This window comes from Microcoleus sp. K1-B1 (genome assembly GCF_036704705.1).
GTDB lineage: Bacteria > Cyanobacteriota > Cyanobacteriia > Cyanobacteriales > Microcoleaceae > Microcoleus.
This window is the reverse complement of record NZ_JAUBSH010000033.1, coordinates 11,828-26,235: the sequence shown is the minus strand read 5'-3', so window position 1 is coordinate 26,235 and position 14,408 is coordinate 11,828. Positions and strand designations below refer to the sequence as shown.

Sequence of the window (14,408 nt, the reverse complement as noted above, 5' to 3'; positions counted from 1 at the left end):
AATATAAATTAAAACATATTGTGGCGGTTAGTCGATCGCGCGAGCGCCCAGGAGAATCCCTAGCTGCCAATTGACATGAAAGGCAGACTATGATAAAGAAATATAAAATAAAATAAATAGCACATTATGTCAAATCAACTAACTCATTTGCAAATCAAAAATTTTCGCTCCCTAGCAGATGTAAACATTCAAATCAACCCTCTCAACATTATCTTCGGCCCTAATGGAGCAGGAAAAACTACATTACTCGATACCATCTGGTTTGTGCGAGACTGTGCCATCAGGGGTGTTGATTTAGCTTCTTCTGAGAGAGATCATGGGATTGGTCTGCTGTGGGATGGAGCCGATGAGGGGGAAAATATATCAATCAAAATTGTAACCCCATCGGGTGAATACGAAGTTTCATTTGGTTATTCTTCAGGTAGAATCGAACCTTTTGCGGGAGAAAAGCTTTTTTCCGATTCTGATAATCCATTGATTGTTCGCATTATAGGCAGTGACAAAGCTCAGGTTTATCGTACAGACCTGCAAAAATTAGAATTCATTACACTCAGAGAACCAGAGAAATTAGCTCTAAGCCGATATGTAGCATTTGAGCATAGCGAACCCACTGCCTCTAACATAGACAACTTATTGCGTGTTGTTCGCAACTATAACTCCCGGTCAGCTTCTTTGTTCAAGATAAAGCGATTTGGTTCAGAATCTGATTCTGGAGAGCGATTACAAGACAGGTGCGAGAATTTATGGTCAGTTTTGCGGAATTTACATGATAAGCGAGTCATTGATGAACGGTACGATACAATCATCAGTTTCATGCAAGAGAGCTTTCCAGCTTTTGATAATCTGTTTTTTGAACAAACAGGTCGATACACAGTCTATGGCAACTTTTTAGAAAAAGGACGGCGCAAACCAATTCGAGCATCAGGAGTATCTGACGGTCATCTCCAGATGCTGATTAATCTCACAGCTTTGTTCTCTGAAGGACAGAATCGTTCTTCACTAATTTTATTTGATGAGCCTGAAATCTCGCTTCATCCTTGGGCTTTAGCTGTTTTTGCTAAAGCTGTCAAACTCGCTACTGAAAAATGGAATAAGCAGGTTTTTATTGCGACTCATTCACCTGTATTAATTAGTCAATTTGAACCAGAAAATATTTTGACTGCGGAACTTGACAAGGAAGGAAAAACCGTCCTCAAAAGGATCAGTGAGATAGAAGGTATCCAAGATTTACTAGAAGAATATGCTACGGGATCGCTATATATGGCTGAGATGATTGCGCCTCAAAGTAAATCTGCATTAGAGGTAGCAAGTTAATGAATAGTCACGATACTACGAGTGACCACAACTGTTATTTTTTCAAGTTGGGATTGCTGGTAACAGGAAAAACGGAAGAGGAACACATTCCCAAGTTATTTAGAACTCTGATGGAATTGGGTATTTGCTATTTTGAAGTTATTCGCAAGGTTGAGCAGCTAGGCGTAAGAACTTCAGAGAAAAACCTTGAGATGGTTGGAAGTGGTAAAAAGATTCCTAATAATGATGCTGTAAGAATTGGATTCCCAGCGAGAGATTACTTAAAAGATCCATGTACTTATGTCCTGCTATTGGATGACCTAGAACACAATCGAACCGATCAAGCACAACAAATTTTTGAGCGATACCGAGATGCACTTGATCCTATTTTGCGCGACCAAAAACACCGTGCTTCAGTTCACTTTTTAGTGAATATGCTAGAAGCATACTACTTCGCTGATGCTGCTACCGTCAATGCAGTGTTAGGAACCAGCTTAAACGATTACGAGGGAGATGTGGAAACGATTCGCCATCCCAAAGGTGAACTAAAACAGATATATTCGGGATTTAATGAAAAGGAACACGGCGGCCGAATTCTCGATCGACTTGATGTTGAAAAGGTTTTATCTAATCCGAATACTTGTGCTTCTCTGAGAACCTTATTTGCATGGTGTTTAAAGGCTTTGGGGCAAATACCTACCGATAAATATCAGCTTTCAAGTGGAGAATTAAGTAAAATAACCAAAGCACAATTGGATAATATATAATTTTTTAAGTTCTGGCAGGTTTTTACTGGCGATAAAACGTAAGGTGCACAATGTGCACCCTACAAGCTTTTTTAGCGTTTCACCAGTAAGGGGCACATTGTGCACCCTACCTTTGTTTTAGCGTTTGACCAACTTCTTAGAAACCTTCCGCAAGCGAATTGATTTTGGCGTTACTTCCACCAATTCATCCTGGCCGATGTACTCCAAAGCGCGCTCCAAACTCATATCGACTGGTGCTTGCAATTGCGCCAATTCTTCACCGCCAGATGCGCGGTGGTTTGTCAACTGCTTCGACTTGCAAATATTCAGCTCCATGTCTTCATCTCGGTTGTTTTCTCCGATAATCATCCCTCTGTAAACCTTGGTTCCGGGGGTAATGAAAAACACGCCGCGGTCTTCAGCATTTTTCAGTGAATAAGTAGTTGCAACTCCTTCTTCAAAGGAAATCAATACTCCGTTGCGACGGGCGATAATTTCTCCACCGAGGGGGCGATAGTCGAGGAAGCTGTGATTCATAATTCCAGCGCCACGAGTCAAGCGCATGAACTCGCCTCGGAATCCAATCAAACCGCGAGCGGGAACTGAAAATTCGATTTGGGTGCGACCGGTGCTGCTGACGTGCATATCTTGCATTTCTGCTTTCCGCTGACCGAGGCGTTCGATGCAGCCACCGACTGCTTCTTCGGGTACGTCTAACACCAAACATTCAAAGGGTTCGCAGGGACGACCGCCGATTTCGCGGTAGATTACTTGCGGCTGGGATACTTGAAATTCGTATCCTTCGCGACGCATATTTTCGATCAGGATTCCGAGGTGGAGTTCGCCACGGCCGGATACGAGGAATTTGTCGGGAGATTCGGTTTCTTCGACGCGCAAGGCGACGTTGGTTTGGAGTTCTCGCATTAGCCGATCGCGAATTTGTCGCGATGTTACCAAACTACCTTCTTGACCGCAGAACGGCGAATCGTTCACAGAGAAAGTCATCTGCAAAGTCGGTTCGTCTACCTTGATTAAAGGCAGCGCTTGCGGGTCGTTGGGACAGGTAATTGTCTCGCCAATATACGCATCAGCAAAACCGGCAACGGCGACAAGATTACCAGCAGTAGATTCTGGGATATCTATCCGCTTCAGGCCTTCAAAGCCCATCAATTTGGTAATTTTTGATTTGACAAGCGCGCCGCTTTCTGTGATCAAGACTGCTTGTTGACCAACTCTAATTGTGCCGTTGTGGATGCGACCGATGACGATGCGACCGACGTATTCTGAGTAATCTAACGTGGTTACTTGCAGTTGCAGCGGCTTGTTGGGGTCGCCGACGGGGGGTGGTACGTGGTCGAGGATTTCTTCAAAGAGGGGCTTCATATCTACCCCTTCGTCTTCGAGGTGTTTTTTGGCGTAACCGCTTAAGCCGGAACCGAAGAGATAGGGAAATTCGCACTGATCGTCGTCAGCACCTAGTTCGAGGAACAGATCCAAGACTTTATCGACGGCTTTGTGGGGGTCGGCTCGCTCGCGATCGATCTTATTCACAAAGACGATCGGGCGCAGTCCTTTTTCTAGGGCTTTTTTGAGCACGAAGCGGGTTTGCGGCATCGGGCCTTCGTTGGCGTCTACGATCAGCAAACAGCCGTCAACCATGCCGAGAACTCGTTCGACTTCTCCGCCGAAGTCCGCGTGTCCGGGGGTATCGACGATGTTGATCAGGGTTTCTCCGTACCTGACGGCGGTGTTTTTAGAAAGGATGGTAATGCCACGTTCGCGCTCGATGTCGTTGGAGTCCATGACGCAATCTGGGATTTCTTCCCCTTCGCGGAAGATCCCGGACTGTCTGAGGAGAGCGTCCACAAGGGTGGTTTTGCCGTGATCGACGTGAGCAATGATGGCGACGTTGCGAATGGGAAGACTCATAATGCGTCTGGAACGTTAAACGGATCTAACTAAAGATTTCTTAATAATTGTAGCGCATGGAGTCAAGGGCCGATCGAGCGGGGCTGTAAGATTGGAGTGCGATCGTCGCTAAAATCAAGATTATGGAAGCGCAACAAGCGTGAAATGGAGCGTTACACCACGCCTGACGGCAGAGTTTTTTTCGATCGGTGATTTTGAGTTGGCCCAGGTGAAGAAGGTTGGATAGGGGGCGATCGCCGATATTAAGATGAGGGTGCAAGTACGATCGACTTTATGGAAGTACAACCGAGGGAAATTCAGCGTTATATCAGACAAAATGGCACAGTTCCCTTTGCAGAATGGTTTACAACCCTGCGGGATGTTAACGCTAAAATTAGGATTGATAAAAGGCTTCAGCGGGTTAGCGGTGGCAACTTAGGAGACTATCGCTCAGTTGGCGCAGGAGTCTGGGAATTAAGGATTGACTATGGCCCGGGCTACCGAATCTACTTTGGACAAGCGGGATCTACGATTGTGCTTATCCTGTGCGGTGGAGATAAAAGCACTCAAGACCAAGACATTGTTAAAGCTCAGGAATACTGGAGAGATTATGAAAGACGCCAAAGTGCCGACGAGTGATAGTTATCATTCTTTTAAAATTTCCAATTTCAAAGACCCAAATTATGCTGCTGCTTACCTCTCACTGATCTTTGAAGAAGAGGAAGAAGGCGATTTAGAGATGGGAATAATGCGAAAATCGCTTCAAGATGTATTTGAGGCTCTGGGCGAACCAATTATGTCAGATGAGGAGGCCTCATTGCATCTGGAAAAATTAGATGTTTTATTGTCGCAGAATGGAAGTGCGACAATTTATGCTTTGGCTAATTGGCTGAAGGCTTTGGGATTGAAGTTAACGGTTGCGGTTGATGAAGGGGATCAAGGGGAAGATAAAGATTCTGTTAGTGCTGCTGAATTGGCGGAAGTTGGTAATATTTGATGAGGCGCTAACTTCCCAAACATGGCTTTTTAAGTTTTTTTGATTTGAGGGTAGCACTATGTCAGAAACCGAACTCGATTTAGTATCAATAGCCACGAGAGTATTGCAGCTTGAAGAAGAGCAAGTTATTCTGAAAAAATATCTAGCAAAACTTAAGAGGCAGTTAGAGGCACAGGAACAGCGATTTAACGATCGCCCTGAACCGCAAATGCTAGAAAGTTTGACTGCTGAAATTGCGTCCCTGCAACAGCCGTGTGATTTGGGAAATGGCGATATGTCCGTCATTGTTGATCGACCGATCGAGCTTGACACCGAGACAGAAAAGCCAAAGTCAGACTTTCAGTATCAGTTAGTATGCGATCGTCCCAACAGTCGCGCTGTCTTGATGGAAGCTTTATCACTAGCTCAAGAGCGGCTGATTATTGTTTGCCCTTGGCTCAATTGTAACAGCATTAATGAGGAATTGCTGCAAAAATTTAGAGAGTGTTTGAACCGAGGATGTTTGATAAATATTGGGTGGGGTTATCTGGGAGACAGGCAAAAAATCGGCAAGGGATGGCGCTACAATGCTTTGGCCGATTTGCAAGAATTAGCCAGCGAATATCCCGATAAATTTTGTCTCTCTTTATTGGGGACTCACGAAAACTTTTTAGTATGTGATTCTAGTTTTGCCATGTTGGGGAGTCACAATTTGCTGACGAATAGCGACCCAAGTGCCGAAAAAGAAGTGGGAATTCGCACGAATGACTGCCAAATTGTCAAGCAATTAATTGAGCGCTTTGACAGCAGCGAAGTATTAAATGAGGAGGAGATAGAAAGGCGGTTTGTAGCGAGTTCTGATTACCTGGATCGAGCCGATTATTTGGAAGGATTGGCGGCGGAGGCTGAAGATATTGCTTTAGAGGATAGCTGTGAGGATGTGGAGGATGAGTCTGAGGAATGTCTGGAACCTGTTGTTAGTGTTGAGGATTTTTGGCAGCGTTACAGTGAGGGAGAAAGGGATTTTACAGGGATTAATTTAGCGGGTGCTAATCTAACAGGTAAACACCTAGCTTCTGATGTCAACCTGAGTAAAACTAATTTGAAAAAAGCTAACTTAAGGGGTGTTAATTGGCAGACCCTCAACCTCAGCGGGGCAATTTTGACGGGAGCAGATATGAGGGATGGCTCTTTCTCTAGCACAAATTTTAGCGAAGCAAAATTATGCGGTGTAAACTTTTCTAAGTCTAATTTATCCAGTGCCAATCTGAATCAAGCAAACTTAGTCAATGCCAACCTCGATCAGGCGAATTTATACAGTGCCAATCTGAATCAAGCAAACTTAGTCAATGCCAATCTTTCTCAGGCTAGTTTATACAGTGCCAATCTGAATCAGGCTAATTTATCAAGAGCCGACCTCGCTCAGGCTAATTTACAATTAGCTAAACTAGAAAAAGCCAAATTAAGCAAAGCAAGCTTAAGAGGATCAAAGCTAGAATCTGCAAATTTTAGTGAAGCCGATTTGAACGGTGCAAACCTTAGCGGGGCGAAACTTAATCACCAAACAAAATTCACAACTGCCAACCTGGCTCAAACTAACTTAAGCGGGCTAAACTTGAGGAAAGTAGACCTAAAAAATGCTGATTTGACAAATGCAAATCTGAGTAATTCTAACCTTTTAGAAGCCAACATCGATCGAGCAAATCTCAAAGGAGTTAAGCTTCGAGGAGCGATTTACAATGAAGCAACTTTATTTCCTACTGATTTCGATCCCGTGAAAACGGGCGCTTACTTAATTGCTCCTTATGTATCGCTGCCCAATGTCGATCTAACTGGTAGGGACTTGAGCAGTGTTAACTTGATGGGAGCCAATTTACAAAATGCTAATTTGATTTCGGCAAAATTGAATAGTTCTAATTTGAGAGATGCGAATTTGAGTGAGGCAAAACTTCAGGGAGCAAGTCTAGACGGCTGTAATTTGAGTCGGGCTAATTTGAAGCAGGTAAACTTGAATGATGCAAGATTAGTTAGTGCCGATCTAACGACAGCAGACTTAACTGAATCTGACTTGCGGCAAGCTGATTTATACGGTGCAAAACTGCGTGGTGCTGACCTAATTTCAGCAGACCTCCGTGCAGCAAACTTAACAAATGCAGACTTATCTGGCGCTAACTTAACGGGTGCAAAAATAGGAGGAGCAAACTTTACAAATGCTAAACTCACTGGTGCAATTATGCCAGATGGTTCTACTCACGAATAAAATTAGTTAAGGGGTTTGCTAAACAAACTCTACTCAAAAATCCTGAATACACTCTTTAACCAAAAAATAAATATCATGAGAGGTTGTCTAAAAAAGTGATTGCTCTTTCGTTTCTGAGGCCGGGGGACGATCGCCCTTTAATATCTAATTACTTAAATGCAAAATACTTGCCCTTTGTCAAGCATGGGATTGGTGAGGTTGCGGATTCGAGAGTTGGCTGCCGAGAACGGTTCGACTCTGACAGAGGTTGCCACTCGATCGGGCGTTCACTACAGCACGCTGAAAAGTGATGCCCGATCGCCCGTTATGGCAATGGCTGACATCGGTGCTCTGCTAAAATTGGCGCGGACGTTTGATGTGTCGATCGAAGAATTGTTGGATTTTGTCGAACAGTAACCAATTACACTTAAAATAAACCAGCGCTACCAGCGCCAACCAGTTTGACCTCGCAGGGACGATCGACTGTGGGCCCAAGTAACAAATGCGAGAGTTGGCGGATAGGACGGGGCGAGGTCAGAAAGAGATGATATATTCTCAGCGACAATTGTAGCTGTTCGATCGCCCATATCGGTCTACAATTTGTAACGTTGAGCCTTATTGAAGTGCAGGAGTGGAGCTGGCTTGGATAACGCTAGTCTGTCAAGAAAACCCCCGCAAGCCTCGGAGCTTGTCGCCGACGAAATTCCAGAAGCAGTGCGAGATCACCCATACCCAGAAGCAGGGCAGAGTCAGTCCAAGAAAAAAGGGCTAATTTGGAAACTGCTAGGGTTGGCCGCATTAGCCTTTGGGGTCAGCATCTGGCTGCACCTCAACTTTAACTTGTTCCCAGCCACCAGTCAGGCAGAGCAAACTCAAGAAAACCCAGCACCGGTTAGTTCCTCGTCTCCGTCGGCCACGACTTCAGCTACCAATCCAAAAGCTGGCACCACCCCCACAACTCCAGACAACCTCCTGGGACACTTGCCGTACCCAGAAGCACCAGCCAAAGACTTGGTAGGCGTCACCTCCGACGGTAGCGTCAAACTCCGCACCTCAGCAGCAGCAAAATATCAGGAAATGGCCAACGCAGCCGCAGCATCAGGCATCTACTTCGCTCCCATATCCGGCTTTCGCTCCCTGCAAGACCAACAGCACGTATTTTTTGACGTGAAAGCCGAACGCAGGCAAAACGCCAGCAAGCGAGCCGAAGTCAGCGCCCCTCCAGGTTACAGCGAACACCACACCGGTTATGCGATCGACATCGGCGACGGCACCGCCCCGGAACACAACCTCAGCCCCAGTTTTGAAAATACCGAAGCATTCAAGTGGTTAGAAGCCAACGCCGTCGCCTTCAGCTTTGAAATGTCATTTCCCAAAAACAATCGCCAAGGCGTCAGTTACGAGCCTTGGCACTGGCGGTTTGTGGGCGACAAGCAAAGCCTCGAAACTTTCTACAAAGCTCATTCCATGAAAAAGTAGATGTCAGTTGACAGTTGACTGTTGACTGTTGTCAGTTGTCAGAAGGGAGGCACTACACGGATTAACACGGATACAAGGATAATAGACTCTCCCACTCCCCCACTCTCCCACTCCCCCACTCTCCCACTCCTCCACTCCCCCACTTCGTTGAGCCAAACTCGTGATTGCAATCTATCCAGGCAGCTTTGACCCCATTACCTTCGGTCACGCAGACATTATCGAGCGGGGATCTAAACTGTTCGATCGGGTAATTGTTACCGTAGTCAGAAACCCCAGCAAAACCCCTCTCTTCACCGTAGAGGAACGGATCGAGCAGATCCTGCGCTCTACCCAACACTTGCCAAATGTAGAAGTAGACAGTTTTGAGGGTTTGACAGTAAACTATGCTAAGATTCGACAAGCCAAAGTGCTGCTGCGGGGGCTCCGGGTACTAACAGATTTTGAAATGGAACTCCAGATGGCCCACACCAATAAAACCCTTCTGGGCGAAATTGAAACAGTTTTTTTGGCAACTTCTAACGAGTACAGCTTTTTAAGTAGTAGTGTAGTTAAAGAAATAGCCAAGTTTGGTGGCTCCGTAGATCATCTTGTTCCGAAACACGTCGCCCTAGATATTTACAAATGTTACGCCAGCAGGAACCAACTCGCATCGAACCCGATAGTACCGGCCTCGGCACTGAGAACGAACCACCTCAGAACACAGCCGCCTTCGGAGATCCCACCCGAACCGCAGGAGTAGACATCCAGCGGGAATTGAACAGGCTTGAGGAAATTGTTCTCGACAGCCCGCGAATTCCCATGACCAGACGCACTCTGGTGGATGAAGAACAGTTGCTCGATCAGTTAGACTTGGTGAGGCTAAATTTGCCGATCGCCTTTCAGGAAGCCGAGACGATCATCCGGCACAAGGACGACTTGCTTCAAGAGGCGGAACTTTACGCTCAGGAAGTGATAGAAGCTGCTGAACAGAGAGCAGCAGAAATTTTAAACGATATGGGCCTGCTCCAGCAGGCGAAGATAGAGGCAGATCAGTTGCGACAGCAAGTTTTGCTCGACTGCGAGGCAATTCAGCAGGCTACGCTGGCGGAAGTCGAACAAATTCGCTACCAGGCTCAAGAGGAATTGGAAGAGATGAGAGTCAGGGCGATGGCTGAATGCGAGGAAATTCAAAACGGAGCCGATGATTATGCCGACCAAGTTCTCGATAATATCGAGCACAAGTTGAGCGATATGTTGCGCGTGATCCGCAACGGGCGCGATCAGTTGGATAGTGTTTCTGCGTCGCACATCCATCACAACAACGGTTAGCCAACAGTCTATTCATTGCTTGAACATTTCTAAAAGTCTACCTAATTTAGGTAGATTTTTTTTCGCAATAGTCTCTATAGTCTTTATTCCTCAGTTCCAGCACTCGGTGACTTATTTTTGCCGACATAAGTTTTGTGAAGATAGGAGCAAATATAAAATTTTATGCTAGAGTTTGGTAAAAACTAATCAGACAAAAAATTCCTAATTAAATTCAAATTTTTACAATATAATTTTTACCATGCAAAAAGTTTCTAATCGGTTCGCTGAATTTGATTTTATCCGAGCTTTAGCGATCGTCAGTGTTGTGATTACTCATGCTGGGTTCTTTGCATTTCGCGATCGCAGAATTTTATTTGTGGCGATCGATACATTTCAACTATATTGCGTACCTGCATTTTTACTGTTGAGCGGTTTTTTTCTCACCAACAAACTAGAAAATCAAAATAATCCCGCATTGGTAGTCAAAAAAAGACTGTCCAAAATTATACCCCCTTATCTGTTTTGGTCAGTAGCTTTGTACATCTTAAATAATTTGGGAGAAATCCAAAAATTTGATTTACTTTCATTACTCACAGATATCTTGACGGGTTCAGTGATGCCTCCCTATTACTTCATCGTTGTGATTGTTCAATGCTACGGCTGGTGGTGGCTTCTCGTGAAATTAAGATTTTTAGAACCCAGAAAACTTTTGGCTTTGGGCTTAACAATTCAAACAATTTTTACAATTTTCTTCTACTTAACCGCTTTTCAATACATATCAATACCTCTACCTTTGATGGAGCGGTGGATTTTTAGTTGGATTTTGCCATTTTCAACTGGTCTATTTTTGGGTGCATCTTACGACAGAATTCAACCCGTTCTAGAACGAAAAAAAATACCAATTTTAGGGTCAACAATGCTTCTTTATCTAGCTAGCATTTGGGAATATTACCTGATAAGTGGAGTTGATTCAGAGGGATGGTTTCTGCGATCGTTTTTCAAACTATCTGCTCAAGGATACGCAATTTTGTTCGTATTATCGATCCTGGCATTTTCTAAGAGTATCGCACTTCCCAGTAGAGTATCGGGGTTAGTCAAAATATTGGCTGCTTATTCATTCCCTATATATCTCCTGGATTCGACAGTAGTGAAATATGTCTTGTTAGTGTTTTATAAGTTTATTGACCCGGTAAATCCGCTGCTGAAGCTCGGCTTTTTAGTGACGGGGACTTTGTTAGGTTGTTGGGCGATTATTTACTTGTTGGAAAAATTTTTGCCCAAAAATTACAAGCAGTACATTTTAGGAATTTAATCAAATTTTGTGTTTCAGCGGATGTCTTCATAAAACTGCTTGAGATACCTGGGGGAAACGCCAATACCCCACAAAAAACCAATCGAAAGATAGATCGCAATAGCTTTAAATTCGCCCCACTTCGCAACTCGACGATCGCTACTTTCCACTACCCGATTGACTAACTTAAGTCTCCCCCGTCGCACTAACTTCAAACACAAATCCGCTTCCTCCATAATTGGCAGCGCAGCATCGAAACCTTCGTATTCCCAAAAATCGGTACGGCGACAAAAAATAACTTGGTCGCCAAACAGCAGGCGCAATCCTTGGAAAAATAAATGAGGTCGAAATAACAGCGGCGCGTAATAAGTTTTCAGGTAATTGTGGAGGGAAAAACCCCATCTTGTTTGCTGCGAACTAGCCATCAGGGAGATAAACCCGCCGCCGGAAATTTCGGCATCGGACAATGTTTTCTGGATGACTGCTACAATGTCGTCGGGAACTAAAGTATCGGCGTGCAGAAAGCACAGAATTTCGCCGGTGGCGACTTGAGCACCTAAGTTCATTTGCAGGGATCGTCCGGCTGTACTGCTAGAAATAACGCGGGTGGCGGCGGAAAGTGCGATCGCCACTGTTTCGTCTTGACTGCCGCCGTCTACCACCAACACTTCCCAAGCGGGAGGATTAAGGATGCTGAGTTGGCGGAGGGTGCGTTCCAGACAAGTCGCTTCGTTGAGGGCTGGGATGATAATAGAAACGCGATCCATCTGGTTGAAATTTATGCCAGAGCTATTATAATAAAAAACTGTGGCGATTCACAACTAACGATAAAATAGAACTTACGCGCCGATTCATAAACCCGGTGTGTGCCTGCGAACTTGTCACGAAACCTCAGATTTTTCACAAAAATTAGGTTGATTGGCGTCCTATAAAATCAGGTAAAAGTGCAATCGCCATCTATATTTTCCACTAATCAGGACTGAGAAAATCGTGCAGAAAACAGAAGTAAAAAATGATTTAGAATTTTATGATGAAAATGCCGATAATTGGTGGGACGAAAATGCTAAAATTTATGCCTTATACCATCTAAACAAACCCAGATTTGAGTTTTTCGACAGACACGCGACTAATTGGCAAGGGCTGAAAACCTTAGATGTCGGGTGCGGTGGCGGCTTTTCTTGCGAGTTTATGGCCGAGAGAGGTGCTATTGTTTCTGGAATAGATCGATCGGAGAAATGTATTGTAGCAGCTCAAAATCACGCAGTTACCAGCGGTTATGAGATTGACTACAGGCAAGGTTTTGCCGAAAATATGCCCTACGACGACAATACCTTTGATGTTGTCATCTGCGTGGATGTTTTGGAACACGTGGCCGATTACAAAAAGGTTGTGTCAGAGGTTCACAGGATTCTCAAGCCTGGGGGACTGTTCTTTTTTGATACAATCAACCGAACTTTTTCCTCGCAAATTGTGATGATTGGGCTGATGGAAAATATTTTGCAGGAGATTAGGCGGGGCGTTCACGATTGGGAAAAATTTATTACCCCGGAGGAACTATCTGTGGTAATGCAGGATATTGGTTTTGGCAAGATTGAAATTAAAGGTTTTGATATGTTTGGCGAAATTGGCGCTATGTTAGCCGCAATGCACGGGTTTTGGGAAGATTTTACCCGCGGAAAGCAGGTGTTTCCTTCGGCGGGTATTTTCAAACAAGTATCTCAAACTCTAACATCTAATTTAGCTAACTATATGGATTACAAAAAGTCTGGGTTGTTTAAAATCAAAATTAATGAGGATCAGTCGATTATGTATGTTGGCGTTGGGGCGAAGAATTAGTCAGTTAATTGTTAACTGTTGTCATTAGGGGCGAGTTGGAGGCGGATTTTTGCGATCGACAAATCCGGCTAAAACCCGCCTCTATGGCATTTTTGAGGGTACGCACGCAGCGGTACACCTTATCCTGTTGAGTGCAATACACATATTCCGTAGACACGGCGTCGTATCCTTACTGTATTGCGGGCAATTGAGAATTGTTATATTGGCGATCGCACGATAAACCTAAGCTTGGGCTGAGGAATACTGAGTATCGATCGAATTTTAATGACTCGCCCCAACTCCTCAAATAGCGATCGAGCAAGCATATATACTTAAATGTTAGGGCGGACAGAGTGGCATCGCCCCTACCGATTCACAATTTATCAAGAATTATGCCAGCAAGTTTTCTGCCAAAATCGATCGCACAACTCACAGAATCTACCTCAATTGCCTTAGCCCAAAGCATTCAACGAGAGGCAATTACAACTCCCCTATCTTCTGGGCCAATTGCCACAACCTACGTGCGCCAAGGCAGCGGCAACACACCAATTTTGCTAATTCACGGCTTCGACAGTTCCTTGTTTGAATTCCGCCGCCTCTTGCCGCTGCTAGCTGCCGAAAATGAAACTTGGGCGGTTGATTTGTTGGGTTTCGGGTTTACAGAAAGAGCGGCTGGTTTGGCATTCAGCGCGAGGGCAATTGAAAGTCACCTTTACTATTTTTGGAAAACGCTAATTTCGCAGCCTGTAATCTTAGTTGGTGCATCAATGGGAGGTGCTGCCGCAATTGATTTCACTCTTAATTATCCCGAAGCTGTGAAACAATTAGTGTTAATAGATAGCGCAGGTTTTGCCATCAGTTCTAATAAGGGAAAGTTTTTAATTCCTCCTTTAGGGTATCTAGCAACTTCATTTTTACGCAATCCCAAAATTCGCCAGCGAATTAGCGTCAATGCTTATTTCGATAAAAATTTGGCTTCTCCCGACGCTCAAACTTGTGCTGCTTTACACTTGGAAATGCCCAACTGGAATCAAGCTTTAATTGCGTTTACCAAAAGCGGCGGTTACGGTGGTTTTGGGGAAAAATTATCGCAAATTCAGCAGCAGACGCTGATTTTGTGGGGACAACAAGACCGGATTTTGGGGACGGCGGATGCGGAAAAGTTTGCAAGGGCGATCGCAAATTCTCAACTAATTTGGATACCCGACTGCGGGCACGTTCCCCACTTAGAAAAGCCACAGATTACCGCGCAGCATATTTTAGAATTCATCACAAAAAGCGGACTCACGCAAAAAAATTAAAGCTAGGGTGCGCTGCGGCGCACCTTACATATATGTTTTCCCTGGCACATTTGGTATAGTTTGAGGTCAAATA

At 44.6% G+C, this 14,408-nt stretch carries 16 protein-coding genes; 12 read left to right on the top strand and 4 right to left on the bottom strand.

Annotated elements, in window-relative coordinates:
- The first annotated feature begins 126 nt into the window (after positions 1 to 126).
- A complete protein-coding gene (locus QUA83_RS14495; RefSeq protein WP_333293805.1) occupies positions 127 to 1,314 on the top strand; it encodes an AAA family ATPase in 1,188 nt (395 codons plus the stop codon).
- Complete coding sequence (locus tag QUA83_RS14490) at positions 1,314 to 2,060, top strand: DUF4276 family protein (protein ID WP_333293803.1); 747 nt, start codon at positions 1,314 to 1,316, stop codon at positions 2,058 to 2,060. The genes QUA83_RS14495 and QUA83_RS14490 overlap by 1 nt, the downstream gene beginning before the upstream one ends.
- 117 nt (positions 2,061 to 2,177) lie before the next feature.
- On the opposite strand, the gene typA is transcribed toward QUA83_RS14490, so the two are convergent.
- Positions 2,178 to 3,968, bottom strand: a complete 1,791-nt coding sequence (gene typA / locus QUA83_RS14485; RefSeq protein ID WP_333151498.1) for a translational GTPase TypA — start codon at positions 3,966 to 3,968, stop codon at positions 2,178 to 2,180.
- A 273-nt stretch (positions 3,969 to 4,241) separates the two neighbouring features.
- On the opposite strand from typA, the gene QUA83_RS14480 reads away from it, so the two are divergent.
- The 4 genes from QUA83_RS14480 to QUA83_RS14465 all read left to right on the top strand — a co-directional run bounded on the left by QUA83_RS14480 (position 4,242) and on the right by QUA83_RS14465 (position 7,579).
- Entirely contained in the window at positions 4,242 to 4,586 is a 345-nt protein-coding gene (locus QUA83_RS14480) for a type II toxin-antitoxin system RelE/ParE family toxin (protein ID WP_333293801.1), read from the top strand.
- A complete protein-coding gene (locus QUA83_RS14475) occupies positions 4,558 to 4,944 on the top strand; it encodes a transcriptional regulator (protein ID WP_333293799.1) in 387 nt (128 codons plus the stop codon). Before QUA83_RS14480 ends, QUA83_RS14475 begins: the two co-directional genes overlap by 29 nt.
- A gap of 58 nt (positions 4,945 to 5,002) precedes the next feature.
- Positions 5,003 to 7,183 (top strand): pentapeptide repeat-containing protein, encoded by a 2,181-nt coding sequence (locus QUA83_RS14470; RefSeq protein ID WP_333293797.1) that lies wholly within the window; start codon positions 5,003 to 5,005, stop codon positions 7,181 to 7,183.
- Between the two features lie 183 nt (positions 7,184 to 7,366).
- Positions 7,367 to 7,579, top strand: coding sequence for a helix-turn-helix transcriptional regulator (locus QUA83_RS14465; protein WP_333293846.1), 213 nt, complete (start codon positions 7,367 to 7,369; stop codon positions 7,577 to 7,579).
- A gap of 26 nt (positions 7,580 to 7,605) precedes the next feature.
- Here the strand turns inward: QUA83_RS14465 and QUA83_RS14460 are convergent, their stop codons facing one another.
- Positions 7,606 to 7,749 (bottom strand): hypothetical protein, encoded by a 144-nt coding sequence (locus tag QUA83_RS14460; RefSeq protein WP_333293796.1) that lies wholly within the window; start codon positions 7,747 to 7,749, stop codon positions 7,606 to 7,608.
- Between the two features lie 55 nt (positions 7,750 to 7,804).
- Between QUA83_RS14460 and QUA83_RS14455 the strand changes: the two genes are divergently transcribed.
- From QUA83_RS14455 to QUA83_RS14440, 4 genes are all read left to right on the top strand, one after another.
- Positions 7,805 to 8,641, top strand: a complete 837-nt coding sequence (locus tag QUA83_RS14455) for a M15 family metallopeptidase (RefSeq protein WP_333293795.1) — start codon at positions 7,805 to 7,807, stop codon at positions 8,639 to 8,641.
- Between the two features lie 160 nt (positions 8,642 to 8,801).
- Positions 8,802 to 9,380, top strand: a complete 579-nt coding sequence (coaD, locus tag QUA83_RS14450; protein ID WP_071587822.1) for a pantetheine-phosphate adenylyltransferase — start codon at positions 8,802 to 8,804, stop codon at positions 9,378 to 9,380.
- On the top strand, positions 9,263 to 9,949 hold the full coding sequence (locus tag QUA83_RS14445; RefSeq protein ID WP_333293794.1) for a DivIVA domain-containing protein: 687 nt from the start codon (positions 9,263 to 9,265) through the stop codon (positions 9,947 to 9,949). Before coaD ends, QUA83_RS14445 begins: the two co-directional genes overlap by 118 nt.
- A gap of 238 nt (positions 9,950 to 10,187) precedes the next feature.
- The gene (locus QUA83_RS14440; RefSeq protein ID WP_333293793.1) at positions 10,188 to 11,240 is read left to right on the top strand and encodes an acyltransferase; all 1,053 of its coding nucleotides are present in this window, start codon (positions 10,188 to 10,190) and stop codon (positions 11,238 to 11,240) included.
- A 14-nt stretch (positions 11,241 to 11,254) separates the two neighbouring features.
- Here the strand turns inward: QUA83_RS14440 and QUA83_RS14435 are convergent, their stop codons facing one another.
- Complete coding sequence (locus QUA83_RS14435; protein ID WP_333293791.1) at positions 11,255 to 11,986, bottom strand: TIGR04283 family arsenosugar biosynthesis glycosyltransferase; 732 nt, start codon at positions 11,984 to 11,986, stop codon at positions 11,255 to 11,257.
- 223 nt (positions 11,987 to 12,209) lie between these two features.
- Between QUA83_RS14435 and ubiG the strand changes: the two genes are divergently transcribed.
- Entirely contained in the window at positions 12,210 to 13,055 is an 846-nt protein-coding gene (gene ubiG, locus QUA83_RS14430) for a bifunctional 2-polyprenyl-6-hydroxyphenol methylase/3-demethylubiquinol 3-O-methyltransferase UbiG (protein ID WP_333293790.1), read from the top strand.
- 4 nt (positions 13,056 to 13,059) lie between these two features.
- Here the strand turns inward: ubiG and QUA83_RS14425 are convergent, their stop codons facing one another.
- Positions 13,060 to 13,212 (bottom strand): hypothetical protein, encoded by a 153-nt coding sequence (locus tag QUA83_RS14425; RefSeq protein ID WP_333293788.1) that lies wholly within the window; start codon positions 13,210 to 13,212, stop codon positions 13,060 to 13,062.
- A 214-nt stretch (positions 13,213 to 13,426) separates the two neighbouring features.
- Here QUA83_RS14425 and QUA83_RS14420 point away from each other — a divergent pair, with 214 nt between their 5' ends.
- Positions 13,427 to 14,335 carry an alpha/beta hydrolase gene (locus QUA83_RS14420; protein ID WP_333293787.1) on the top strand — a complete coding sequence of 303 codons (909 nt, stop codon included), beginning with the start codon at positions 13,427 to 13,429 and terminating at the stop codon, positions 14,333 to 14,335.
- Positions 14,336 to 14,408 lie beyond the last annotated feature (73 nt).